The sequence below is a fragment of the Arthrobacter sp. BI5 genome (assembly GCF_056680065.1).
This window is the reverse complement of the sequence record NZ_CM155264.1, coordinates 1,523,954-1,547,081: the sequence shown is the minus strand read 5'-3', so window position 1 is coordinate 1,547,081 and position 23,128 is coordinate 1,523,954. Positions and strand designations below refer to the sequence as shown.

At 68.8% G+C, this 23,128-nt stretch carries 24 protein-coding genes; 5 read left to right on the top strand and 19 right to left on the bottom strand.

Annotated features, from left to right (window positions below; all coding sequences use genetic code 11):
• Positions 1–67 precede the first annotated feature (67 nt).
• Complete coding sequence (locus AC1MED_RS07040) at positions 68–1,204, top strand: Rv2578c family radical SAM protein (protein ID WP_479786187.1); 1,137 nt, start codon at positions 68–70, stop codon at positions 1,202–1,204.
• 19 nt (positions 1,205–1,223) lie between these two features.
• Here AC1MED_RS07040 and AC1MED_RS07035 read toward each other — a convergent pair whose 3' ends face one another.
• The 4 genes from AC1MED_RS07035 to AC1MED_RS07020 are packed head-to-tail and all read right to left on the bottom strand — an operon-like array spanning position 1,224 to position 4,599.
• The gene (locus AC1MED_RS07035; RefSeq protein ID WP_479786186.1) at positions 1,224–2,597 is read right to left on the bottom strand and encodes an NAD(P)(+) transhydrogenase (Re/Si-specific) subunit beta; all 1,374 of its coding nucleotides are present in this window, start codon (positions 2,595–2,597) and stop codon (positions 1,224–1,226) included.
• On the bottom strand, positions 2,594–2,956 hold the full coding sequence (locus tag AC1MED_RS07030) for an NAD(P) transhydrogenase subunit alpha part 2 (RefSeq protein ID WP_479786185.1): 363 nt from the start codon (positions 2,954–2,956) through the stop codon (positions 2,594–2,596). Before AC1MED_RS07030 ends, AC1MED_RS07035 begins: the two co-directional genes overlap by 4 nt.
• Positions 2,956–4,113 (bottom strand): Rossmann-fold NAD(P)-binding domain-containing protein, encoded by a 1,158-nt coding sequence (locus AC1MED_RS07025; RefSeq protein ID WP_479786184.1) that lies wholly within the window; start codon positions 4,111–4,113, stop codon positions 2,956–2,958. Before AC1MED_RS07025 ends, AC1MED_RS07030 begins: the two co-directional genes overlap by 1 nt.
• Positions 4,114–4,155: 42 nt before the next feature.
• On the bottom strand, positions 4,156–4,599 hold the full coding sequence (locus AC1MED_RS07020; protein ID WP_479786183.1) for a (deoxy)nucleoside triphosphate pyrophosphohydrolase: 444 nt from the start codon (positions 4,597–4,599) through the stop codon (positions 4,156–4,158).
• 52 nt (positions 4,600–4,651) lie between these two features.
• Here AC1MED_RS07020 and AC1MED_RS07015 point away from each other — a divergent pair, with 52 nt between their 5' ends.
• Entirely contained in the window at positions 4,652–5,860 is a 1,209-nt protein-coding gene (locus tag AC1MED_RS07015) for an MFS transporter (RefSeq protein WP_479786182.1), read from the top strand.
• 47 nt (positions 5,861–5,907) lie between these two features.
• Here the strand turns inward: AC1MED_RS07015 and AC1MED_RS07010 are convergent, their stop codons facing one another.
• Positions 5,908–6,828, bottom strand: a complete 921-nt coding sequence (locus AC1MED_RS07010) for a cation diffusion facilitator family transporter (RefSeq protein WP_479786181.1) — start codon at positions 6,826–6,828, stop codon at positions 5,908–5,910.
• 229 nt (positions 6,829–7,057) lie between these two features.
• Here AC1MED_RS07010 and AC1MED_RS07005 point away from each other — a divergent pair, with 229 nt between their 5' ends.
• Positions 7,058–7,324 (top strand): GlsB/YeaQ/YmgE family stress response membrane protein, encoded by a 267-nt coding sequence (locus AC1MED_RS07005; protein ID WP_056740672.1) that lies wholly within the window; start codon positions 7,058–7,060, stop codon positions 7,322–7,324.
• A 112-nt stretch (positions 7,325–7,436) separates the two neighbouring features.
• Here AC1MED_RS07005 and AC1MED_RS07000 read toward each other — a convergent pair whose 3' ends face one another.
• The 4 genes from AC1MED_RS07000 to infC form a co-directional block, all read right to left on the bottom strand.
• The gene (locus tag AC1MED_RS07000) at positions 7,437–8,336 is read right to left on the bottom strand and encodes a TrmH family RNA methyltransferase (RefSeq protein ID WP_479786180.1); all 900 of its coding nucleotides are present in this window, start codon (positions 8,334–8,336) and stop codon (positions 7,437–7,439) included.
• Between the two features lie 65 nt (positions 8,337–8,401).
• Complete coding sequence (gene rplT / locus AC1MED_RS06995; protein WP_175323251.1) at positions 8,402–8,872, bottom strand: 50S ribosomal protein L20; 471 nt, start codon at positions 8,870–8,872, stop codon at positions 8,402–8,404.
• A gap of 119 nt (positions 8,873–8,991) precedes the next feature.
• Entirely contained in the window at positions 8,992–9,186 is a 195-nt protein-coding gene (gene rpmI / locus AC1MED_RS06990; RefSeq protein WP_009358635.1) for a 50S ribosomal protein L35, read from the bottom strand.
• Positions 9,187–9,300: 114 nt separating this feature from the next.
• A complete protein-coding gene (gene infC, locus AC1MED_RS06985; protein WP_479786179.1) occupies positions 9,301–10,356 on the bottom strand; it encodes a translation initiation factor IF-3 in 1,056 nt (351 codons plus the stop codon).
• A 403-nt stretch (positions 10,357–10,759) separates the two neighbouring features.
• On the opposite strand from infC, the gene AC1MED_RS06980 reads away from it, so the two are divergent.
• The gene (locus tag AC1MED_RS06980; RefSeq protein ID WP_346959763.1) at positions 10,760–11,146 is read left to right on the top strand and encodes a DUF1844 domain-containing protein; all 387 of its coding nucleotides are present in this window, start codon (positions 10,760–10,762) and stop codon (positions 11,144–11,146) included.
• A 135-nt stretch (positions 11,147–11,281) separates the two neighbouring features.
• On the opposite strand, the gene AC1MED_RS06975 is transcribed toward AC1MED_RS06980, so the two are convergent.
• The 8 genes from AC1MED_RS06975 to AC1MED_RS06940 form a co-directional block, all read right to left on the bottom strand.
• Positions 11,282–12,604 carry an MFS transporter gene (locus AC1MED_RS06975; RefSeq protein WP_479786178.1) on the bottom strand — a complete coding sequence of 441 codons (1,323 nt, stop codon included), beginning with the start codon at positions 12,602–12,604 and terminating at the stop codon, positions 11,282–11,284.
• A 63-nt stretch (positions 12,605–12,667) separates the two neighbouring features.
• Complete coding sequence (locus AC1MED_RS06970) at positions 12,668–13,558, bottom strand: SseB family protein (RefSeq protein ID WP_479786177.1); 891 nt, start codon at positions 13,556–13,558, stop codon at positions 12,668–12,670.
• A gap of 13 nt (positions 13,559–13,571) precedes the next feature.
• Positions 13,572–14,318 carry a bifunctional 1-(5-phosphoribosyl)-5-((5-phosphoribosylamino)methylideneamino)imidazole-4-carboxamide isomerase/phosphoribosylanthranilate isomerase PriA gene (gene priA / locus AC1MED_RS06965; RefSeq protein ID WP_346959766.1) on the bottom strand — a complete coding sequence of 249 codons (747 nt, stop codon included), beginning with the start codon at positions 14,316–14,318 and terminating at the stop codon, positions 13,572–13,574.
• 96 nt (positions 14,319–14,414) lie between these two features.
• A complete protein-coding gene (locus tag AC1MED_RS06960; RefSeq protein ID WP_346959767.1) occupies positions 14,415–14,573 on the bottom strand; it encodes a hypothetical protein in 159 nt (52 codons plus the stop codon).
• Positions 14,574–15,350: an imidazole glycerol phosphate synthase subunit HisH gene (gene hisH / locus AC1MED_RS06955; protein WP_479786176.1), complete on the bottom strand. Its 777-nt coding sequence runs from the start codon at positions 15,348–15,350 to the stop codon at positions 14,574–14,576.
• On the bottom strand, positions 15,347–15,967 hold the full coding sequence (gene hisB / locus AC1MED_RS06950; protein WP_346959769.1) for an imidazoleglycerol-phosphate dehydratase HisB: 621 nt from the start codon (positions 15,965–15,967) through the stop codon (positions 15,347–15,349). Before hisB ends, hisH begins: the two co-directional genes overlap by 4 nt.
• A 68-nt stretch (positions 15,968–16,035) precedes the next feature.
• Positions 16,036–17,154 (bottom strand): histidinol-phosphate transaminase, encoded by a 1,119-nt coding sequence (locus AC1MED_RS06945; protein WP_479779544.1) that lies wholly within the window; start codon positions 17,152–17,154, stop codon positions 16,036–16,038.
• A gap of 91 nt (positions 17,155–17,245) precedes the next feature.
• Positions 17,246–17,638, bottom strand: a complete 393-nt coding sequence (locus AC1MED_RS06940) for a LysM peptidoglycan-binding domain-containing protein (protein ID WP_346959771.1) — start codon at positions 17,636–17,638, stop codon at positions 17,246–17,248.
• A 389-nt stretch (positions 17,639–18,027) separates the two neighbouring features.
• On the opposite strand from AC1MED_RS06940, the gene lexA reads away from it, so the two are divergent.
• Complete coding sequence (lexA, locus tag AC1MED_RS06935) at positions 18,028–18,777, top strand: transcriptional repressor LexA (protein WP_346959772.1); 750 nt, start codon at positions 18,028–18,030, stop codon at positions 18,775–18,777.
• 237 nt (positions 18,778–19,014) lie between these two features.
• Here lexA and AC1MED_RS06930 read toward each other — a convergent pair whose 3' ends face one another.
• Entirely contained in the window at positions 19,015–21,162 is a 2,148-nt protein-coding gene (locus AC1MED_RS06930) for an ATP-dependent DNA helicase (protein ID WP_479786175.1), read from the bottom strand.
• Positions 21,155–22,738: a GTPase HflX gene (hflX, locus tag AC1MED_RS06925; protein ID WP_479786174.1), complete on the bottom strand. Its 1,584-nt coding sequence runs from the start codon at positions 22,736–22,738 to the stop codon at positions 21,155–21,157. The genes AC1MED_RS06930 and hflX overlap by 8 nt, the downstream gene beginning before the upstream one ends.
• Between the last annotated feature and the right edge of the window lie 390 nt (positions 22,739–23,128).

Genomic DNA, 23,128 nt, shown 5'->3' with positions numbered 1-23,128 from the left:
TACTCCGGCACCGTGTCGCTGACCTGCGGTCCTTGACTTAAGGTCGAACATATATTCGAATGTAGCCATGAGGTGGGACGCGCAAGCACTCAGGCCAAACGCCGAAACTCTCCCTGCCGGTGCGCCCGCCGCGGGGCCCGCTTCTCCGGCCCTGCTGCCGCTGGCGGGCCTGGTGCGGTCCGTCTCCACCCCGGAGTTTGCCGGCGTCACCTTCCACGAGGTCACCGCCAAATCGGTGCTCAACAAGGTGGTTGCCGGGTCCCGCATGCCGTTCGACTGGACCGTCAATCCCTACCGCGGCTGCAGCCACGCGTGCGTTTACTGCTTTGCCCGCAAAAGTCACACCTACCTGGACTTCGACGCCGGCCTGGACTTTGACAGCCAAGTGGTGGTCAAGATCAATGCCGCCGAGGTGCTGCGCAAAGAGCTGGCCAAAGCCTCCTGGCGGCGCCAGCACGTCGCCCTGGGCACCAACACGGACCCTTACCAGCGCGCGGAGGGCCGGTACCAGTTGATGCCCGGCATCATCGGCGCCCTGGCCGACTCCGGCACTCCCCTGTCCATCCTGACCAAGGGCACGCTGCTGGCCCGGGACATCCCGCTGCTTAAGCACGCCGCCGCCCAGGTCCCGGTAGGCGTGGGGATCTCCCTGGCCATGACGGACGAGCGGCTCTCCGAGGCTGTCGAGCCGGGTACCCCCGGCCCGCGGGCCCGGCTCAAACTGGTATCCCGGCTGCGCGAGGCGGGGCTGCCCTGCGGTGTGATGGCGATGCCCATCCTGCCTTGGCTCTCCGACTCCGACGAAGCCCTGGATTCCCTGTTCGGCTCGCTCGCGGCGGCCGGCGCCACCGGTGTCACCGCCGGAGCGCTCTACCTCAAGCCGGGCACCCGTGAATGGTTCATGCAATGGATCGCCAAGGAGCATCCCCAGCTTGCCGGCAAGTACCGCCGGCTGTACGGGAGCGGCTCCTACGCCTCCAAGGAATACCGGGCCTGGCTGGCCGGCCGGATCCGGTACTTCAAGTCCCGGCACGGTTTCCTCGGCTCCTCGGGCTTCAGCCACCGTGACCTCAACGACGACCCGCGGGAAGAGGAAGCCCAGTACCCTGCGGGCAGCATCCCCGGGCCGGCTGCCCAGCGCGCTGCCGCTGCCGCTGCCGGTACCGGTGCCGGTACCGGTGCCGCCCAGCCCACGTTGTTCTGAACGTCGCTGTTCCCGAAGCCTAGAGAATCTTGACGGCGCCGAGGACCTTGGAGAGCGAATCCTTGGCGTCGCCAAAGAGCAGGGTGGTCTTGGGATCGTGCAGGAGTTCGTTCTCGATGCCGGCGAAGCCCGGACGCATCGAGCGCTTCAGGAAGACCACCTGCTGGGCCTGGACCACCTCAAGGATCGGCATCCCGTAGATCGGCGACCCCGGGGACGACTTTGCCGCCGGGTTGACGACGTCGTTCGCCCCCACCACCAAGGCGATGTCCGTGTTGGCGAATTCCGGGTTGACCTCTTCGAGTTCGCGCAGCGATTCATACGGCACGTTCGCCTCCGCCAGCAGCACATTCATGTGGCCGGGCATCCGTCCGGCGACCGGGTGGATGGCGAACACGACCTCGACTCCCCTGGCGGTGAGGGCGGTGGCGAGCTCGGCCACGGTGTGCTGGCCCTGGGCGACAGCGAGGCCGTAGCCGGGCACGATCACCACGCGCTGGGCGTAGCCGAGCTGGACGGCGACGTCCTCGGCCGAGGATGAGCGCACCGGCCGGTCGCTGAGCGTGGTCGAACCGGCGGTGGACCCGCCCCGGAAGGCGCCGAACATGATGCCGGCCACGCCGCGGCCCATCGCGGAGGCCATCACCTTGGTCAGGATGGTGCCGCTGGCCCCCACCAGCGTCCCCGCGACGAGCAGCAGCACGTTGCCCAGCACGATCCCGGACGCCGCCACGGCGAGGCCTGTGAACGCGTTCAGCAGCGAAATCACGATCGGCACGTCCGCGCCGCCGACCGGGAGCACCAGCAGCAGCCCGGCGGCCAGGCCCAACACCAGCAGCGCCCCGGCCCAGGCCGGCGACCCCGTCAGCACCACGAGCCCGCCGGCGGTGAGCGCGCCAGCCAGGACCAGCACCATCACCACCGGCATACCCGGGAACAACAACGGGCGGGTGCTGATCAGCTCCTGCAGTTTCCCCACCGTGACGGCAGACCCGGCAAAAGACACCGCGCCAACCAGCATGGTGAACACGACGGCCAGCCGGACCCAGGGCTCCGCGCTGTGGCCGAGTTCCAGCACCGCGACCAGGGCGGCCGCGCCACCGCCGACGCCGTTGAACAGGGCGACTAGTTGCGGCATCTGGGTCATCTGCACCCGCCGGGCCACCGGAACTGCGAGGGCCGTACCGACGGCGATCGCGGCGAGGATCAGCGGTATGTTCTCCAGCCGGGCGGAGAGGAACACGGTCAGCACCGCCACTGCGGCTCCGGCGGCGCCGATGGCGTTGCCGCGCCGGGCGGTCCGGGGCGAGCTGAGGCCCTTCAGCGCGAGGATGAAGCAGACGGCCGCCACGAGGTAGAACAGCGCGGTCCAGGCCGGGGCGAGAATGCTCATGGACGCTCCTCGCCTGCGTTGCCAAGGCCGTGGCCGTCGCCCGGCGGGACACCCGCGACACCCGCGGTGCTCGGAGGGGCGGCCTTGCGCGGGCCGAACATCTCCAGCATCCGGTCGGTGACGACGAACCCGCCGACCAGGTTGACCGTCGCGAGGACCACCGCGAGCAGGGCAACGGCGAGCAGCCAGGGGTCGCCGGCCTGTCCCGCCACAATCACCGCTCCGACCAGGATGATGCCGTGGATGGCGTTGGCGCCGGACATCAGCGGGGTGTGCAGTTTGCTGGTGACCTTGGAGACGACTTCGAAGCCGACGAAGACGGCGAGCACCACCACCGTGAGTAACGTGACAGCATCCATCAGTTGTGGGCCTCCATAGCTGCCGCAGTGCCGGCGTGCCGGACGGCGCCGTCGTGGGTCAGGCACGCTCCGGCGACGACGTCGTCCGCAAAGTCCGGGGCCACCGTGCCGTCCGTGGTCATTAGGGCGAGCAGGTTGGCGACGTTCTTCGCGTACAGGCGGGACGCGTCGGAGGCAAGGGCCGAGGCCGCGTCCTGCATCCCGACCAGCGTCACGGCGCCGCCCGGGACCGGGACCAGGATGTCCCGCCCGGCAATGACGCCCTCGACGTTGCCGCCGGACTCCGCGGCGAGGTCCACCACGACGGACCCGGCCCGCATCCCGGCCACCATTTCGGCGGTGACCAGCAGCGGGGCGGCGCGGCCCGGGATCGCCGCCGTCGTGATGAGCACGTCCGCCGCGGCGACGTGCGGCGCCAGCAGGGCACGCTGCCGGGCCGCGCGGTCCTCGCCGAGCTCGCGGGCGTAGCCGCCGCTGCCCTCAGCGGACGAGTCCGCTGCCCGGGCGTCGAGTTCCAGGTTGATGAAGGTGCCGCCCATTGAGGCAACCTCGTCGGCGGAGGCAACGCGGATGTCGTTGGCCGAGACCCGGGCACCGAGCCGTTTCGCGGTACCGATGGCCTGCAGTCCCGCGACCCCGGCGCCGAGAACCAGCACCCGGGCCGGCGGGATGGTCCCCGCAGCGGTCATGTACAGCGGGAAGAACCTCGGGTAGCGCAGGGCCGCCTCCAGCACGGCGCGGTAGCCGGCGACGAGGGACTGCGAGCTCAGCGCATCCATGGACTGTGCACGGGAGATGCGGGGTACGAGTTCCAGCGCGAAGGATGTCACGCCCGCGGCGGCGAGGGCCCCGACGGCGGCCAGTTCCGAGGCTGGCGAGGCGAAGCCGATGGTGATGGTGCCCGGCCGCAGCGCGGCGGCCGTCTCCGGCGTGAGCGGGCGGACGTGCAGCAGGACATCCAGGGCGTCCAGCGGCAGTTCCGGGGTAAGTCCGGCGCCGGCTGCCGCATAGTCGGCGTCCGGGTAGCCGGATTCGACGCCGGCACCGGATTGGACCAGCAGCGACAGGCCAAGACCCGTCAGCTGCCGCACTGTCTCGGGGGTGGCCGCGACCCGGCGCTCCCCCGCACGCTCTTCCCGCCTGACCCCGACCTGCACGCCCAGCTCCTCCCGGTTGGCCCCAGCGTAGCCACACCGGGCTCAGTTTGGCGAGGGTTCCGCCGCGACAGCCGCCAGGAGCGCTTCAACGATCGGCAGGTCCGCCGGGATCCACGGCAGCCCCAGGAGGTCGGCCGGGTCCGCCAGTGCCACCCAGCGCAGTTCATCATGGTCTTCCAGCGGCTGCGGCGTGCCGGCGGCCAGCTCGGCGAACCAGACCCGCATCGCGGCGCGGTCGTTGAGCGGCCAGCCGGACGCTGCCGCCGCGGGCAGTTCGGGCCCCAGCCGGACCTCCACTCCGAGTTCCTCCAGCAGTTCACGGTGCAGGGCGCGTTCCGGGGTCTCGCCGGGATCCACCTTGCCGCCGGGGAACTCCCACATGCCGGCAAACTGCGGCGGCGCCGTCCGCCTCGCCACCAGGAGGGACCGGGGGTCGGCCAGGGAATCCACTACTGCGCCGCCGACGACGTTGATGAGTTCAGTCACGTCACCAGTCTAGAGGCGCCCGGTGCCGCGCTGCCGGGGGACAATGATGAAGATGACAACCACCAAAGACGCGCCCGCGACGCCGAAAACCGGCTCCCGCCACCTTGCCCTCGCCATCATGTCCCTGGCCATGGGCGGGTTCGGCATCGGCACCACGGAATTCACCATGATGGGCCTGCTCAAGGAGGTGGAGCAGGGCCTGGGCGTCAGCACCCCGGAGGCCGGGCACCTGATCTCCGCCTACGCCTTGGGGGTGGTGGTGGGCGCGCCGGCGCTGGCCGCCGTCGGGGCCAAACTGCCGCGCAAGTACCTCGCGCTCGGACTCATGCTGTTCTTCAGCCTCGCCAACCTCAGCTCCTTCATCGCCCCCGACTACGGCACCATGCTGGTCTCCCGCTTTGCCGCGGGGCTGCCGCACGGCGCCTTCTTCGGCGTTGCCGCCGTCATTGCCTCCTCCCTGGTCGCGCCCACCAAACGCGGCTGGGCGATCTCGATGGTGATGGCCGGGCTGACGGTCGCCAATGTCATCGGGGTGCCGTTCGGGACCTGGCTGGGCCAGGCCTTCGGCTGGCGGCTGCTCTTCCTGCTGGTCGGCCTGATCGGGATAGCCACCATGGTGATGCTCTGGAAGTTCGTGCCGTTCCAGAAACCTCATGCGGACGCCAGCATCCGTCGTGAACTCGGCGCGCTGAAGCGGCTGCAGGTCTGGCTGGCCGTCCTGATCGGCGTGGTCGGTTTCGGCGGGTTCTTCGCCACGTACACGTACATCGCGCACACTATGACCTCGGTGGCCGGCATCGCCTCGGAGTGGCTGCCGCTCGTCGTCGCCCTGTACGGCGTGGGGATGGTGGTCGGCAACATTGTCGGCGGACGGATCGCGGACAGGTCCGTGATGGGCACCATTTACTGGGTGCTGCCCGGGGTTGCCGTGGCGCTGGTGGTCTACGCGGTGGCCGTGCACTGGCCGTGGTCGGCCTACGTGATGGTCTTCGTGGTGGGCGCGGCCGGGTCCATGCTGGTCCCGGCGCTGCAGACCCGGCTCCTCGACGCCTCCCCCGACGCGCCGTCGCTCGCGTCCTCGCTGAACCATGCGGCCCTCAACGTGGCGAACGCCCTTGGCGCGTTCCTCGGCGGCCTTGTCATCGCCTGGGGCTGGGGCTACGTGGCACCTGCCCTGGTGGGGGCGGTGCTGGCCCTCCTGGGCCTTGGCGTCGCAGCCCTGAGCGGTGCGGTGGAACGCCGGAGGCCGCTGGTCCGGTAGCCGCGCGATGCGGTACCGGTCCGGCGGCCTCCGGCGGATCGTCTTCTTTAGCGGGCGCTGACGCGCTGCACGTCCGGTTCGAGGTAGATGACGCGCGCGGTCGGTACCGCCTCCCGGATGCGGACCTCGGCGGAGTCAATGGCCGCCGCGATGTCCCGGCCCGAATCGGCCGCGCCGATGCTGATCTTGGCTGCCACCAGCAGTTCCTCCGGACCAAGGTGCATGGTCTTGATGTGGATGATGCTGGTGCCGTCGGCCTCGATGGCGGCGCGGATTTTCGCGGCGTCGGCCTTGGTGGCGGACTCGCCCAACAGCAGGGACTTGGTTTCCACGGCCAGGATGGCAGCGATTGCCACCAGCAGCAGGCCGATCATGGCGGTTCCGAGGGCATCCCAGATGCCGTTGCCGGTGACCAGCGTCAAGCTGACGCCAAAGAGTGCGAAGAGCAGGCCCAGCAGGGCGCCGAAGTCCTCCAGCAGGATGACGGGCAGCTCGGGCTGCTTGGCGTTGCGGATGAAGTGGACCCAGCTCTGCTTGCCGCGTAGCGGGTTGGACTCGCGGATGGCGGTCCGGAAGGAGAAGGACTCGGCGATGATGGCGCCGGCCAGCACTGCCAGCGGAACCCACCAGAAGTCCCCTTCAATGCCGTGCGGGTGCTGGATTTTTCCCCAGGCCTCGTAGAGGGCGAACAGGCCGCCGACGGAGAAGAGCACGATCGAGACGATGAAGGCGTAGATGTAGCGTTCCCGGCCGTAGCCGAAGGGGTGTTCCGGGCTCGCCTCCTTCTTGGCCCGCTTGCCGCCGACCAGCAGGAGCAGCTGGTTCCCTGAATCCGCGAGCGAGTGGATGGCCTCCGCGAGCATCGACGAGGAGAGCGTCAGGATGAACGCGACGAACTTGAGGACTGCGATCGTCAGGTTGGCGGCCAACGCCGCGACGATCGCCTTGGTACCGCCGTTTGCAGCCAAGAGAGCTTCTCCTTTGGAGGTTTATCTTCGGTGGACGCGGAAACCGCCGGGGGCCCGAGTCCGCAAGGAACACCGTACCTGCTGGGGGCCCGCTCCCGCACCGCGGCAGGGCCGCAGGAGGTACGTAACGATTGAGTGTGATGTTGCTGACACGGGCAGACGCCTGTGTTAGCTTGAAGCCATAATCGGGATTCCTAAGGTGAATGCCGACGAATATGTAGGAGGAGACATGGGCTTTCTAGGCTGGATCATTCTCGGACTCATTGTAGGTGCAATCGTTAAGGCAATCATGCCTGGCAGGGTCGGCGGCGGCTGGGTCACCAGCCTCGTGCTCGGCGTCGTCGGAGCCATTGTCGGCGGCTGGATCGGCGACCTGCTGTTCGGCGGCGGCAAGATGGAATTCTGGAACCTTGGTTCCTGGATTTTGGCCATTGTCGGCGGCCTCGTTGTGGCCGGCATTTACGGCGCCATCACCGGACGCAACCGGACCACTTAATTCTCTCAAGTCAGCGCCCCGGCAGCCCTGCCGCAGCGCTGAAAGAACGACGGCGGGGGCTCACCGAATGGTGGGCCCCCGCCGTCGTTGGTTGTCCGGGAGGTGCTGCAGCCTAGGCGCCGCGCTGCTGCGACCGTGCGCTCGCGTACAGGCAGACCGTCGCCGCGGTGCCGAGGTTGAGGCTCTCCGCCGCGCCGTAGACCGGGACGGCGACCCGGTGGTCGGCCAGGGCCAGTTCGTCCTCGGATAGCCCCTGGGCCTCGTTGCCGAACAGCCAGGCCGTAGGGCTCTCCAGCGCATAGTCCGATTCGCCGGCGGACGCCCCCAGCCGGCGGGCCGCATTCTCGTCCTGCAGCCGGTCCAGGTTCAGCTGGCCCTGGCCGTCCGCAGCCAGGATTCCAATGCCGCGTTCCTTGCAGCGGGCCACCAGGTCCCCGACGTCGGCGCCGAGCACCACCGGCAGGTGGAAGAGCGACCCGGCCGTGGACCGTACGGCTTTGGGGTTGTAAATATCGACACTCGACGCGGTCAGGACGACGGCGTCCGCGCCGGCCGCGTCTGCTGCCCGAAGCACGGTTCCGGCGTTCCCGGGGTCGCGGACCTGGCACAGGACCGCGATCAGCTGCGGACCCGCGTCCAGGACGTGGTCGAGGCCGACGTCCAGGAAGCCGCAGACCGCCAGGATGCCCTGCGGGGTGACGGTGTCCGCCATCGCGGCCAGTACTTCGTCAGTAGCGAGGTAGGCGGCGGTGCCTTCGGCGAGGGCCTCCAGGTCCGGGTGCCGGTCGAGGCAGGCCTGGCTGGCGTAGACCTCGTAGACGATGCCGGGCTCCCCCGCTGCAATCCTCTTCCGGTGCAGGATTAAGGCTTCCCGGACGGCCTGCGGGCCCTCGGCCAGGAACTCGCTGCGCCTTAAACGGGCCGGGCGCCCGGCAAGCTGTGCCACCTTCCTTACTCGATCTGCTCGAGGGTTGGAAAGTGGAAAGTCTTGCGGGCGCCCGGTTTCGTTCATATAAGAACCTTAGTTGCTCTTGCGAGCAGTTCTTGAACGACGCTGTCTCTCGACGGCGGGAGGAACTACTTTGCGGCCTCGGCGTCAGCCTTCTTGGCAGCAGGCTTCTTCGCGGCAGGCTTCTTCGCGGCCTTCGGAGCCGCTGCGGCCTCGACCTGGACGGCCGGAGCGGACGTGTCGGCGGGCAGCGAGTCCTTGGCGACCTTGACCAGCGCGGCGAAGGCGTTGGCATCGGAGACGGCCAGCTCGGCCAGCATACGGCGGTCAACCTCGACCTCAGCGGCCTTGAGGCCCTGGATCAGACGGTTGTAGGTGAGGCCGTTGGCGCGGGAGGCAGCGTTGATGCGCTGGATCCAGAGGCGGCGGAAGTCGCCCTTCTTCTTCTTGCGGTCGCCGTAGCTGTACACAAACGAGTGCAGCAGCTGCTCTTTGGCCTTGCGGTACAGGCGTGAACGCTGTCCACGGTAGCCCTTTGCGCGTTCGAGGATAACCCTGCGCTTCTTGTGGGCGTTGACCGCCCTCTTCACACGTGCCACGTGCGTACTCCTTCGAAAATTCTGATCCCAAGCGTCTACTGCCGGAAACCCGGCCGGCCTGAGAAGCCTTTTTGGTAGTGGACCGCCGCCAGGTGGCTATCGGTCCGTGAACTTGGAACTTAGATGCCGAGCATCTTCCGGATGACCTTGGCGTCGCCCTTGAAGACGATCTTGTCGCCGGCGAGGCGGCGGGTCAGCCTGGAGGACTTGTGCTCGAGGTAGTGACGGCGGTTGGCCTGCTGGCGGCGCAGCTTGCCGCTACCGGTCAGCTTGAAGCGCTTCTTAGCACCGCTGTGGGTCTTCATCTTCGGCATGGGAACCGATCTCCTTACGTATCCGCAGACGGGTCTGCAGTCTTTCGTGCAGCCACCCCTGCGGGCGGCGTGCTGGTTGCCTGCTGCCGGACATTGCGGTCCGGCAGCCGTGAACTAGTTGGTCTTCTTGCTGCCCGGCTTGGCGGCGGCCTTGGGAGCCGCCGGCCGTGCGGCAGGCTTCGGCGCCGCTGGACGCGGAACCGGCTTCGGAGCAGCAACGGGCTTCGGTGCCGCGGCAGGGGCGGCCTTGTCAGCCTCGGGGGCCTTAGCGGCAACCGGGGCCTTCTCAGCGGCCTTCGGCGCTGCGGGCGCCTTGGCTGCTGCCGGCTTGGCAGGGGCCTTGGGAGCCTCAGCCTTGGGGGCTTCACGCTTCGGGGCGGCCTTGGGCGCCTTGGCGGCCTCCTGCTTCGGCGCTTCCTGGGCGGGAGCCTTCGCAGCCGGCGCTTCCTCGGTCTGAGCCTCGGCGGCCGGGGCCTCCGTGGCTGCTGCTGCTTCGGCCGGAGCTTCCGTCGCCGGTGCCTCGGCCGCGGGGGCCTCGGTCCGGACCTGGTAGCCCTCCGGAAGAAGATCGGCGAGCGACTGCGTCAGGGGCGCCTCGGGGCCGGACGTGTCAACGCGGCCACCACCTGTTGCCTTGGCTTCGTTCTCGGCCTTGGCTTCTGCGCGCTGCGTTGCACGGCGGGCCTCTGCCTTGGCTTCTGCCTTGTTCTTCAGCGGTCCGACCACCATGACCATGTTGCGGCCGTCGATGCGCGGGCTGGACTCCACAACGCCCACTTCGGCGACGTCGTCAGCGAAGCGCTGGAGCAGGCGGATGCCCATCTCGGGGCGCTGCTGCTCACGGCCGCGGAACTGGATCATGGCCTTGACCTTGTCACCGGCGCCGAGGAAGCGGAGCGCGTGGCCGCGCTTCGTCTCGTAGTCGTGGGTGTCGATCTTCAGGCGGAAGCGGATTTCCTTCAGGACCGTGTTGGTCTGGTTCTTCCGGGCTTCGCGTGCCTTGACGGCCGCTTCGTACTTGTACTTGCCGAAGTCCATCAGCTTGCACACCGGAGGCTTGGCCTGCGGTGCAACTTCAACGAGATCAAGGTCGGACTCGGCAGCCAAACGCAGGGCATCCTCAATACGGACAACGCCTACTTGTTCGCCTGCAGGGCCGACCAGCCGCACCTCGGGGACGCGGATACGCTCATTGATTCTTGGCTCGCTAATGTTAAAGCTCCTGTGTTCGTGAGGGGTATTCCACCGGAAATAAGAGAAGGCCTCCCATTGCCGGAGCAATCGAAGGCCTCGAAGATCGGAGCTGCCCGCCTCTGATGAGAGACGGCATACACCCTGCCGGGCTGGCGCCCGGGAAGAATGCCCGACCAGGTACCCGGCAACCTTGCTTCTTGCGAAGCTTCCCGAAGGAGAGCGGCTGACGCGGGTGGGAGAGAACTCCGCTTGCAAACTGAAAGCCAATTCTACAGAAAGATACCCGTTCAGCGCACGCAGGCGCTGGCGGGTCTCTGCCTTGTTTCTCAACATCTGCAGAAATAACGACATTCAGTCGGTCTGTGACAAGCTTACCAGCATGAGCACTTCAGACAGTAATTCACACGTTTACCAGCCGGCGGACGCGCAGGGCGATGTCTCCCAGCAGATCCGCGACATCTCCGAGGTCCCCGCGATCGAGGTCATTACCACCGCCGCCGTTCACCTCATGAGCGCCGCCGCCGTGAAGCTTGGCCTGGCCGCCGAGGACAACGCCGAAGAGCTCAAGGACCTGGACGAGGCACGCAAACTGATCACGGCCCTGGCCGGGCTGGTCACCGCCGCGGCCCCGGAGATCGGCTCCCAGCACGCCGGACCGTTGCGCGACGGACTGCGTTCCCTGCAGCTGGCCTTCCGCGAGGAATCCGCTATCCCGGATGCGCCGGGCAAGGGCCCGGGCGAGAAGTACACCGGCGCGGTTAATTAGTCGCCGGCGCCTGCCCTGCAGGGTAGCGCGGCAGCAGCCAACGACGACGGCGACGGCCGGACCACAGCGGTCCGGCCGTCGTCGTCGTTAAGACGTTTCCCCGGCGGGGGCGCTGCCGGCGAAGCCCAAGGCCCGCTAGGCTGCGGCGAGCCGGCGCCGGCGGCGGTGCTGCAGGACCAGGCCGACGACGCACAGCACCACGCCGGCCAGCCCCACGGAAATGAATCCCGCGCCCGGTCCCACGCCGTCGATGAAGAGCCCGGCCAGCGGGGCGCCGAGGGCCACGCCGCCGGTGAGCGCCGAGCCGTACCAGCCCATGGCCTCGCCGCGGCGGCCCTCCTCCACCAATTCCGCCACCTTCTCCGACGCGGCTGAGAGCACCGGGGCGCAGAGCAGGCCCGGCAGCAGCGACAGCAGGGCCAGCGTCCAGGTGTCCTGCGCGAACGCCATGGGAAGGGTCAGCGCAGACATCCCCAACAACAGCAGGACGGGCGACACGGGCCGGTGCATGGCGCCGTAGACCAGGCCGCCCAGCACCGAGGCCGCGCACCAGAACAGGAAGACGATGCCGATTTCGGCCTGGTGGCCGCCCGTCTGCAGGGCGGCGACGATTCCGACGTCGGTGCCGCTGAGCACCATGCCGGCACCGGCGGCGACGGCGAAGACCGCCGCCACGGCGGCCGTGAACCAGGCGAAGTTGTGGCGGACCTTGTGCCGCAGGCCGGATCCGCCCTGCCGCCGCTGCTCCGCGGCCGCCAACGGCGCCAGCTCGGCCGCGGCCTCCTGCAAGTGGGCGGGCGCCGCGGCGACCAGGGCGGTCCCGGCCCCCTCCTGCTGGCATGCCTCGAACGCCGGATCCGGGGCCAGGCCGGACACGGCGCTGCGGGTGGGCGGGTTGATCCACATCAGGAACAGGCCGGAGAGCGAGGTGGCGACGCCCACTACTGTGAGGCCAAGCACGGAGTAACCCGCGGTGGCGACCAGGGCGCCGGCGGCGGGGCCGATCATAAAGACCAGTTCGGTGCTGATTGCATCCAGGGCGAACGCCGTCCGGCGCCGCTCACCGGTGGCGAGAATGCCCAGCGACTGGCGCACCACACTGAAAATCGGCAGCGTGAGCAGGCCGCCCACGAAGACCAGCGGCAGCAGCAATTGGTAGCTGACGTGCGGCACGATGGACCAGATGACCGTCTCGGAGACGACGGACGGGATCAGCGCCCGGCGCAGGCCGACCGTGTCCACGCGGCGCCCGCGCCACGGGGCGCCCACGGCGATGCCGATTGTCATGACCGCGGCGGCCGCCCCTGCGGCGGCGTAGCCCTGCCCCAGGCTCAGGACAATGTGCAGGGTCAGCAGCACCCCGGCGGCGGAGTGCGGGATGCGGGCAACCATGCCCACGAGCAGGAGGTTCCTGATGGGCCTCACGGCCAGCAGATCCCGGTAAAGCGCGAAGTTCACGAAACTGCATTCCTTTGTGTACTGCCCTCGGCAGCACCGGAATGTCTCCGCGCCGGTTCCCGGCTACTGTGCTGCGCGCTGCAACTTGATTTCGATCGAGTCGACCCGTTCGGCAAACGTGTCATTCCGGGCCCAGGCGTCGTTGAGTCCGGCGACGATGGACTGTACCGCGACGGGGTCGAGCCCGTCTTCAAGGTACAGCACCACGCGGAGCTCCGGGCCCGCGCCACCGCCGGGAAGCTGCCGGCCGCCGGCCTGCGCCGAGGCAACGCCGCCGCCGGGATGGATTTCCACCCGGCGCAGCGCGAGAACGCCGGCCGCGGCAGCGCCCACTGCCTCCGCCACCGCCGGGTCGCTGTAGCTGGGTAGCCAGGCGTGCTGCCGGGCCAGCGCCCAGACGGCGGGACGGCGCACCACGAAGGTGGTTGCCGAGCCTGGATCCAGCACCAGCAGTTCGGCGCCCTCGGCGACGGCGGACAGGGCGGCGCGGGCGGCGTATACCGCCACGGGCCGGGCCGCGGCGTGCCAGGCGGCGAGGGCCTCGGCCGAGGTGAAGACCGGCAGGGCTGTCCGGCCGTCCGGCGCCTTGAGGGTCACCAGGGCCATGTCAGCCTGCTTGTCGCCGTGCACTTCGCCGCCGTGCGCGCCTGCCACGGCGTCGCCTTCTTCGGCGAGGCTGGCGAGGATGGGCACAAAGACGCGGGCGGACGCCAAGGACGCCACCACGGCCGCCTCGTCTCCTGCGCCGGACGCGAGGTCCGCCAGCGCCGCGAGGTAGCCGGCGTCGGCGGCGCCGTCGTCGTCCTCGAAGTTGTGGATCCTGGCGTCCTCACCGCTGAGGCTGCGCCCGGCCCAGGGCTGCCCGGCGGAGTCCGTCGCTCCGCCGGCGCCGGCGAGGGCGGCAGCGATGTGGCCGGGCAGGGGGCGGCCGCCGGGCTCGGTGGTGTGCTCCATGGCCGGGGCGTGCCTAGCGGCGGCCGGCGGCGTCGAGGGCTTCGGGCAGCGTGAAGTTGCCGTTGTAGAGGGCCTTGCCGACGATGGCGCCCTCGACGCCGAGCGGCACGAGGGAGCGTAGGACTTTGAGGTCTTCGAGGCTCGAGATGCCGCCCGAGGCCACGACGGGCTTACCGGTCTTCTCCACCATCTGGCGCAGCAGCTCGACGTTGGGGCCCTGCAGGGTGCCGTCCTTAGTGACGTCGGTGACGACGTAGCGGGCGCAGCCGGCTTCTTCGAGGCGGCCCAGGACCTCCCAGAGATCGCCGCCTTCCTTGGTCCAGCCGCGGCCGGCGAGGGTGGTGCCGCGGACGTCGAGGCCGACGGCGATCTTGTCGCCGAAGCGCTCGATTACCCGCTGCGTCCATTCGGGGTTCTCCAGCGCCGCGGTGCCCAGGTTCACCCTGGCGACGCCAAGGTCCAAGGCCTTTTCGAGGGATTCGTCGTCGCGCAGCCCCCCGGAGAGCTCAACCTTGATGTCCAGCCGGCCGACGACCTCGCGCAGCAGTTCGGCGTTGGACCCGCGGCCGAAGGCGGCGTCGAGGTCGACGAGGTGGACCCATTCGGCGCCCTGTTCCTGCCAATTCAGCGCGGCTTCCAGCGGCGTGCCGTAGCTGGTTTCGCTGCCGGCCTCGCCCTGGACCAGGCGCACGGCCTGGCCGTTGACGACGTCGACGGCGGGGAGCAGCTCGAGTACCGGCAGTGGGGTTTCGGTGGTCATCGGAAGGTCCTCACGGAGTTGGGGCGGCGGGTCGGGGAAAGGGTGCGCGTTTTGCGGGCGGTCAGTTGCACGGCAGGGTCAGTTCCCACAGCGGGGTCAGTTTCCCGGCAGGGTCAAGAGCCAGGCAGCCAGCAGCGCCATGCCGGCCAGGACGTAGAACACGACCTGGACCCACAGCGGACTTTTCTGCTGCCGGAAGGACAAGGCACCGCCAACCAGCAGGCCGGCGAGGCCCATCAGCACGATGGACCACATCTAGGCGGTCTGTTCCGGTGTAGCGGTCTGTTCCGGTGCGGCCGTCTGGCCGGCACCGGCCTTGGGGCCGCCGCGGAGGCTGTCCACCCAGTTGCGGAGCAGGCGGGCACCTGCGTCGCCGGACTTTTCCGGGTGGAACTGGGTGGCGCACAACGGGCCGTTTTCGACCGCGGCGATGAACGGCGCGCCGTGCTCGGACCAGGTCACCAGCGGGGCGGCCATCCGCGGCTGGATCACGTCGAAGTCCCAGTGCTGGACACCATAAGAGTGCACGAAGTAGAAGCGTTCGTTTTCGACGCCGGCGAAGAGCCGGGAGCCCTCCGGCACGGTGACCGTGTTCCAGCCCATGTGCGGCACGACCTCGGCCGGCAGGAGCTCGACCTTGCCCGGCCACTCCCCCATGCCCTCGGCCACAGTGCCGTGTTCCACGCCGGCTTCGAACAGGACCTGCAGTCCGACGCAGATTGCGAGCACGGGCCGGCCGCCAGCGACGCGGCGGCCGATCATGCGGACGGCGTCGACGGCCTTGAGCTCGTTCATGACAGTTTCGAACGCACCGACGCCGGGAACGACAAGCCCGTCCGCGTTGAGCACATCCTCGGGCTTGGAGCTGAGGATGACCTCGGCCCCGGCGCGTTCGAGGGCGCGGACGGCGGAGCGGACGTTGCCGGAACCGTAGTCGAGCACGGTAACGGTGGGCTTGCCCTCGGGCGAGACCGGCTTCCTGGCGGCGTCCGGGTTGATGATGGCCCCGTCCCGGAGCACCTTGCCGGTCACAGCGCACCCTTGGTGGAGGGGATGCCCTCGACCCGCGGGTCCGGCTCCACGGCGGCGCGCAGTGCACGGGCGAAGGCCTTGAACTGGGCCTCGACGATGTGGTGCGGGTCCCGGCCGGCAGTGACGTTCATGTGCAGGCAGATCCCGGCGTGCAGGGTGATGGCCTCGAAGACATGCCGGGTCAGGGATCCGGTGAAGTGTCCGCCGATGAGGTGGTACTCCTGACCGGCCGGTTCGCCGGCGTGCACCAGGTAGGGACGGCCGGAAACGTCGACGACGGCCTGGGCCAGCGCCTCGTCGAGCGGGACCGTGGCCTCGCCGAAGCGGCGGATGCCGGCCTTGTTGCCCAGCGCCGTGCGAAGGACCTCGCCGAAGGTGATGGCGACGTCTTCCACGGTGTGGTGGACGTCGATGTGGATGTCGCCGGTGGCCTTGACCGTCATGTCGATCAGGGAGTGCTTGCTCAGCGCGGTCAGCATGTGGTCGTAGAACGGCACGGAGGTGCTGATGTCCGAGACGCCGGTGCCGTCCAGGTTGATCTCGACCAGGACGGAGGATTCACTGGTGGTCCGCTCCAGGCGTGCGGTCCGGGCAGCGGCTGATCCGGTGTTGCTCATGTGGGGTGTCCTTTGGATGAGGCGGGCGCCCGGCGAACGGGGCGGTGTGCGTGGGTCCTGGCTTAAGTCTAGGCGGACTGCACTTCGTGGCCGGCCAGGATCCGTTCGAGGGCTTCCAGAAACGCTGTGGTTTCCGTCTCAGTTCCGGCGGTCACGCGCAGGTGGCCGGGGATGCCGACGTCGCGGATGAGCACGCCGGCGTCCAACAGCCCCTGCCAGGTCTCGTGCGGGTTCTCGAGGCCGCCGAAGAAGACGTAGTTCGAGTCGGAGGCGGCGGGCTTGAGGCCCATCCGGGTCAGCTCCGTCACGATCCGGTCGCGCTGGCGCTTGATGTCCTCGACGTCGGCCATCAGTGCCACCCGGTGGCGAAGGGCGGCCAGCGCCGTCGCCTGGGTGATGGCGGAGAGGTGGTACGGGAGCCGGACCAGGCGCAGCGCATCGGTGACCTCCGGGGCCGCTGCCATGTAGCCGAGCCGGGCCCCGGCCAGGGCGAAGGCCTTGCTCATGGTGCGCGAGACGATGAGCCGCTCGCGGCCGGGCAGCAGGGTCAGGGCGCTGGGCGTGCCGTCGTGGGCGAACTCGTGATAGGCCTCGTCGACGATCACGATGGTCTGGCTGGCTTCGCCGGCTTCGTAAACGGCCTCGACGACGTCGAGCCCCAGGCCGGTGCCGGTGGGGTTGTTCGGTGAGCAGAGGAAGACGACGTTGGGCTTCAGCTCCCGGACCTGGCGGGCTGCCGATTCCGCGCTGAGCCCGTAGTCCTCGGCGCGGACCCCGACGATGTATTCGGTGTCCGTGCCGGCGGCGAGCAGGGGGTACATCGAGTACGTGGGCGGGAAGCCGAGCGCGGTGCGGCCCGGGCCGCCGAAGGCCTGGAGGATTTGCTGCAGGACCTCGTTCGAACCGTTGGCTGCCCAGATGTTGCCGGCGTCCAGGCCGTGGCCGAGGTACTCGGCGAGGGCTTCGCGCAGTTCGGTGAACTCGCGGTCCGGGTATCGGTTCAGTCCCGCCGCGGCCTCCGTCACGGCCTCGGCGATGGCCGCGCGGACGTCGGCCGGGACGCCATGGGTGTTCTCGTTGACGTTCAGCAGGATGGGGACATCCAACTGGGGCGCACCGTAGGGGCGCAGTCCCCGCAGATTGGTCCGGAGGGGCAGTCGGTTGAGGCGCTCTAGCTGGTCAGTCACCTGCCCAGTTTAAGTGAGACCGGCCCCGGCCCCGAAACTGTGACCGTCCGGGGCCCTCCCGGGCGGCCGACGGCAGTCTTCCAGGGGTGGTCTATTTGGCGGGTACGTAGAGCTGCTGGCCGGGGATGACCCGCGCGGCTTCGAGGTTGTTCAGCTGCACGATGTCGGCAACAACGTCGCGGGGGTCCCGCTCCGGGGCGACTTCACCGGCGATGGCCCAGAGCGACTCCCCCGGCTGGACCGTCACGGTGACGGTCGGTGTGAGCGAGAGCTCCGCGGCCGAGTCGGCGGCCTTGGCCGGGGCGTTCAGGAACCCGGCCAGGGAGAGGACCAGGGCGGCCAACAGGATCAGCGGCAGGCCGAAGAAGACGAAGCGTCCTCGGCGGGTCAGCCTCAGCGGAGCCTGCCGGGAGGCAGCAGCGGGTGCCGCCTCCTGAGCGGGAGCGGAAACCGACGAACCGGAAATAGCGCTTACTGCTGACATGAGCTGAGCCCTCCTGGACTTATCTGTGCCGCCCGGCGTACTCCACGTACCTGCCGCCAACCGGCCGAACCATCGAACGCATTACCTTCGATCGCGAACCCTCGAACACGAAACTTCGAACACACCGCCGAATCCTAAGAACCGGCAAGGCCTCGAAACTTCGAACACATATTCGAACTTCGCTGTTTCTGTTTTAGCACTTATGAACGAACATTGTCGAGACTCGCTAGAACAAATGTTTGAAAAACCCTGGCGGCTGCCCTACTTTTGAATCACAGGACAACCACTTGGGTTGGTCAGCAACAGTTGATCAGCGGGGTCTGACATTGTTCGGACCGAACGGTCCCGGCAGCCACGGCAGCCGGGCGGAATGGAAAGGCATGGCGAACATGGCAGCACAAGCCGCCGGCGGGAGGGCCGCGCAGCGGAGCCCCCAGACCGGTCGGGCGCCGAAGAGCCTTACCGTCCGTCAGAAGAAGATCCTGGAGACCATCCAGCGTTCCGTGACAGACAACGGCTACCCGCCCTCCATGCGCGAGATCGGCGACACCGTCGGGCTGGCCAGCCTTTCCAGCGTCACCCACCAGCTCTCGCAGCTGGAAAAGCTCGGCTACCTGCGGCGTGACCCCAAACGTCCCCGCGCCATGGAAGTGCTGATGCCGCTGACCCTGGACGAGGGTGCCACCACGATCTCCGGCGTGGAGAAGTCCAGCGGCCTGCGCGCCGTCGGCGGCCAGGCAGTCGCGGAACTCGCCAGCGCCACGGACACCGCGATGGTCCCGTTTGTCGGCCGTATCGCCGCAGGCGGCCCGATCCTGGCAGACCAGGTGGTGGAGGACGTGATGCCGCTGCCGCGCCAGCTGGTGGGCCACGGTGAACTGTTTATGCTCCGGGTGGCCGGTGATTCGATGATCGACGCCGCCATCTGCGACGGCGACTGGGTCGTCGTCCGGCGCCAGAACGATGCCGTCAACGGCGACATCGTTGCCGCCCTGCTCGATGACGAGGCCACGGTCAAAACCTTCCGCCAGCGCGACGGCCACACCTGGCTGCTCCCGCAAAACACCCAGTACGAGCCGATCCTCGGCGACCATGCCGTCATTATGGGCAAGGTCGTCTCGGTGCTGCGCTCCCTGTAGTCTCCCGCGCCGGCTTCCCTGCCACACCCCTGCCAGCCAGATCCCACCGGCAGCTCGAAGGCCCCGTCCGCAGTTCCGGACGGGGCCTCCTTGCGTTCCCGCCCGGTTGTTGGCACCGCGACGGCGCGCGGGGCCGCCGCAGCCGCGGGAACCCGGCCCCGCCGGCCCCGGGGCGTGGAAGAACCGGGCGGGAACGCCAGCGCCGGCCTCGGGTACTCTCGTCGGCGCGGCCTCCGGCTACTTGGCGGGTTGCTGAGCCTGTACCTTTGCCGGGGTCGCCTTGCTGAGGCGCTCGAGGGCTGCCAGCGCCACCGACGGGTCGGTGGTGGGCCAGAACGGCGGCAGCGCGGCCCGCAGGAACGCGCCGTACCGTTCGGTGGACAGCCGGGAATCGAGGACCGCCACCACGCCCTTGTCCGACGTCGAGCGGATCAGCCGTCCGGCTCCCTGGGCGAGGCGGATCGCTGCGTGCGTCGCCGAGACGCTCATAAACCCGTTGCCACCGGACTGGGCCACCGCCCGGGAGCGGGCCGTCATCAGCGGATCATCGGGCCGCGGGAACGGGATCCGGTCGATCACCACGAGGCGGCAGGAGTTTCCGGGCACGTCGACGCCCTGCCAGAGCGACATGGTGCCGAAGAGGCAGGTGTCCGGCTCATCGGCGAACTGCTTCACCAGCGCGGTCATAGTCGATTCGCCCTGGCAGAGTATGCTCAGCCCCAGCCGGGGCCGCATCGCCTCGGCCGCCTCCTCGGCGGCGCGCCGCGACGAGAAGAGGCACAGGGCTCCGCCGCCGGAGGCGCGGATCAGCTTCTCAAGCTCGTCGAGGGCTTCCGGAGAGGTCCCCCGGCCCGGCTTGGGCAGGTGCTTGGCGACGTAAAGGATGCCTTGTTTGGGATATTCGAAGGGGGATCCGACGTCGACGCCGGTCCAGCTGGGTGCGCCGGGGCCCACCAAGCCGAGGCCTCCGGCTGCCGGTTCGAAGGCCGAACCGATGGCCAGGGTTGCCGAGGTGAGCACGACGGTGTGGTCGGCGAACAAACCTTCGCGCAGCCGCCCGGCAACGCTGAGCGGAGCAACGTTGATCAGGGCGGGCGCGGACTCATCCGGCTGCGAGTAGCCCTGTTGCGGGTCAAAGCTGCTGTTGCGGGAGAACCAGACCACTTCCCGGTTCTCCTTGGCGGCCAGGAGCCGTTCGCAGAGCTCCAGGATCACCATCAGCCGGGACCGCGCGAGCTGCCGGCCGCCGTCGGCGGTGTTGGCGCTGTCGCCCTTGGAGTCCGAGAGCGCGGCGCGGCAGGCGTCTCGCAGCTGGTCGACGCAGTCGAGTTGTTCGCTGTTCAAGCCGTTGGGCATGAGTCCGCTGGGAACCCCCTCGATGGCGAGTTCGAGGTTGGACGCAGCGTTGTTGAGCGCGTCCACGGTGATCCCGGTGTGTTTGCGGGCCCCGGAGGCGGCGGCGTGCACCATGGCCACGGACAGTTGGCCGGACACGGCACCGGTGACCCGGTCCTGGAGTTCGTGCGCCTCGTCGACCACCACTACGTCGTATTCGGGCAGCACGGCGAGGCCCTCGAAGGCGCTGACGGCCAGCATGGCGTGGTTGGTGACCACCACGTCGGCGTCGGCGGCGTTTTGCCGGGCCAGTTCGGAAAAGCATTCGGCGGCGAGCGGGCATTTCTGCGCGCCCAGGCACTCCATCGAGGTGACGGAGACCTGCCGCCAGGCGCGGTCGGTCACGCCCGGCATCAGCTCGTCGCGGTCCCCCGCCTGCGTCTCCTCGGCCCATTCGCGGAGCCGGACGACCTCCTTGCCGAGCTGCGAGGAGGGGCCGCCCATCGCGGCGGCGAAGTGCGGCACGGAGGTGTCCTCGCCGAGGGAGAACAGCTGGCCCTCGGACGGTTCCTCGGACGGGAAACCGCCTTCGAGTTTGTGGCGGCAGACATAGTTTGAGCGGCCCTTGACCAGCGCCACCTTCACCGGCCGCTCCAAGGCCGGGGTGATGGTCTTGAGCAACCGGGGCAGGTCCCTGCCGACAATCTGGGTCTGCAGTGCCAGGGTTGCGGTGGAGACCAGGGTGGGCTTGTCGCTGACCAGTGAATGCGCGATCAGCGGAATCAGGTAGGCCAGCGACTTGCCGGTGCCGGTGCCGGCCTGGACCAGCAGGTGGTCGCCGGTGTCGATCGCGCGCGCCACTTGCCGGGCCATTTCGTGCTGGCCGTTGCGGCTCTGGCCGCCCATCCCGGCGACCGCCCGGTCGAGCAGTTCAACTACGAACTGCTCGCCGGACGTGCCGTTTTTCGGCTTGCTTCTGGACGGGCTGCTCTTGGACGGGCCGCTCTCCGACGGCGCGGCCGCCCCCTCGGCCACCGCTGGTTCAGTCATTGCTGACGAAGGCATCCAGTTCGGCCGCGAGCCCCTCGCGCACCATCACCACGGCGCGGGTGCCGGTCTCCTCGTGGTCGAGGCTGATGATCTCGGCATCGGTCTCGTGCAGTTTGCTGAGCAGGTCCCCGCGGTTGTACGGAATCTTCAGTTCCAGCTTCACGCTGGGCCGCGGGATGCCCTCGCTGATGGCCTTGAGCAGCTCCGGGATGCCTTCCCCGGTGCGGGCGGAGACGACAACGTGGCGCGGTTCGCGCTGCTTGAGCCGTTCGATCACGAACGGGTCGGCGGCATCGGCCTTGTTCAGGACGATGATCTCCGGCACCTTGCGGGCGTCGACTTCGCTGAACACGGTGCGGACGGCCGCGATCTGGCCCTCCGGGTCGGGGTGCGAGACGTCGACGACGTGCAGGATCAGGTCTGAATCGGCAACCTCCTCCAGGGTGGAGCGGAACGCCTCCACCAGCTGGGTCGGCAGCGAACGGACGAAACCCACGGTGTCGGCGAGAGTGTAGCCCAGCCCGTCCGAGGTTTCAGCCTTGCGGACGGTCGGGTCCAGCGTGGCGAACAGGGCGTTCTCCACCAGGACACCGGCGTCGGTCAGACGGTTCAGCAGCGAGGACTTACCTGCGTTGGTGTAGCCGGCGATCGCCACCGACGGCACGGCGTTACGACGGCGGTTGGCCCGCTTGGTTTCCCGCGCCGGCTTCATCGCGGCAATTTCGCGCCGCAGCTTGGCCATCCGGGTGCGGATCCGGCGGCGGTCCAGCTCGATTTTGGTCTCACCGGGGCCGCGCGAACCCATGCCTGCTCCGGCGCCGCCCACCTGGCCACCGGCCTGCCGGGACATCGATTCACCCCAGCCGCGCAGGCGCGGGAGCAGATATTCAAGCTGCGCCAGTTCCACCTGGGCCTTGCCTTCGCGGCTCTTGGCGTGCTGGGCGAAGATGTCCAGGATCAGTGCCGTGCGGTCGATGACTTTGACCTTGACGATGTCTTCGAGGCCGCGCCGCTGGGACGGGGCAAGCTCGGCGTCGACCACCACGGTGTCGGCACCGGTCGACATCACGATGTCCTTGAGCTCCTGGGCCTTGCCGGAGCCCAGGAAGGTGCCCGGGTCCGGCTTGGCGCGGCGCTGGACGAGCCCGTCAAGCACCTCGGACCCGGCGGTTTCCGCCAGGGCTGCCAGTTCGCGCAGGGAGTTCTCGGCGTCGGCCAGGGTGCCTTCGGTCCAGAGCCCGGCGAGCACCACGCGCTCGAGGCGCAACTGCCGGTATTCGACTTCGGTGACGTCCTCGAGTTCGGTCGACAGGCCCGCGGTACGGCGCAGGGCATGGCGTTCCTCGAGGTCCTGCTGGTCGCCGTCGTAGCTGCTGTGTTCCTCGTCCAGCCGCGAAATCGCCTGGGCCTTGCCGAACACGGCCCTGGACTCACCGGCGGCCCCGGTGCCGGCACTGTGTCCGGCCTTCGGGGCGGGGGCGTCTTTGGAGAGGATCCGGTCGATGACTGCCTGGATTTCCGCAGGGCTCATGTCCTGCGCGGCTGAATCGGGTCCGGTGTTGGGCTGACTGGTCATGGTCTCCTTTGAAGGGTCTACAACTTCAGAATAGTGCTGTTCGGTGTTTCGTGGCGCGGTATTCGCGCTGGGCTGACGACTGGTGGTCATCCGTGCCTCCTGGAATGCCTGGCGGCTGCGTCGCCGCGGGCAGGACGGGCTCCGTGCCGGAGCGGTAAATGAGGAAGGGATCCGGCGTGATAACGCCGGGTGGCGGGGAGGTACGTTCCGTTCGGCGCTCCCGGGTCGACTGCTGCCGGGCACTGCCTGGTCATAAGCCCTGCGGCTTCAAGGCCTGACTTCAAGTGGATCTGGCGCCGACGGGTGATGCACAGCATCATCGAGGGGCGCACTGAGCGGAAGGTAACAACCTGCGTCGCTGCGGGGACGGGCCTGCGGTAAGGAAGCGAA

Coding starts and splice junctions, on each gene's coding strand:
- AC1MED_RS07040 (WP_479786187.1), top strand. CDS start 68: ATGAGGTGGGACGCGCAAGCACTCAGGCCAAACGCCGAAACTCTCCCT.
- AC1MED_RS07035 (WP_479786186.1), bottom strand. CDS start 2,597: ATGAGCATTCTCGCCCCGGCCTGGACCGCGCTGTTCTACCTCGTGGCG.
- AC1MED_RS07030 (WP_479786185.1), bottom strand. CDS start 2,956: ATGGATGCTGTCACGTTACTCACGGTGGTGGTGCTCGCCGTCTTCGTC.
- AC1MED_RS07015 (WP_479786182.1), top strand. CDS start 4,652: ATGACAACCACCAAAGACGCGCCCGCGACGCCGAAAACCGGCTCCCGC.
- AC1MED_RS07005 (WP_056740672.1), top strand. CDS start 7,058: ATGGGCTTTCTAGGCTGGATCATTCTCGGACTCATTGTAGGTGCAATC.
- AC1MED_RS07000 (WP_479786180.1), bottom strand. CDS start 8,336: ATGAACGAAACCGGGCGCCCGCAAGACTTTCCACTTTCCAACCCTCGA.
- rpmI (WP_009358635.1), bottom strand. CDS start 9,186: ATGCCGAAGATGAAGACCCACAGCGGTGCTAAGAAGCGCTTCAAGCTG.
- AC1MED_RS06980 (WP_346959763.1), top strand. CDS start 10,760: ATGAGCACTTCAGACAGTAATTCACACGTTTACCAGCCGGCGGACGCG.
- AC1MED_RS06970 (WP_479786177.1), bottom strand. CDS start 13,558: ATGGAGCACACCACCGAGCCCGGCGGCCGCCCCCTGCCCGGCCACATC.
- priA (WP_346959766.1), bottom strand. CDS start 14,318: ATGACCACCGAAACCCCACTGCCGGTACTCGAGCTGCTCCCCGCCGTC.
- AC1MED_RS06960 (WP_346959767.1), bottom strand. CDS start 14,573: ATGTGGTCCATCGTGCTGATGGGCCTCGCCGGCCTGCTGGTTGGCGGT.
- hisB (WP_346959769.1), bottom strand. CDS start 15,967: ATGAGCAACACCGGATCAGCCGCTGCCCGGACCGCACGCCTGGAGCGG.
- AC1MED_RS06940 (WP_346959771.1), bottom strand. CDS start 17,638: ATGTCAGCAGTAAGCGCTATTTCCGGTTCGTCGGTTTCCGCTCCCGCT.
- lexA (WP_346959772.1), top strand. CDS start 18,028: ATGGCAGCACAAGCCGCCGGCGGGAGGGCCGCGCAGCGGAGCCCCCAG.
- AC1MED_RS06930 (WP_479786175.1), bottom strand. CDS start 21,162: ATGACTGAACCAGCGGTGGCCGAGGGGGCGGCCGCGCCGTCGGAGAGC.
- hflX (WP_479786174.1), bottom strand. CDS start 22,738: ATGACCAGTCAGCCCAACACCGGACCCGATTCAGCCGCGCAGGACATG.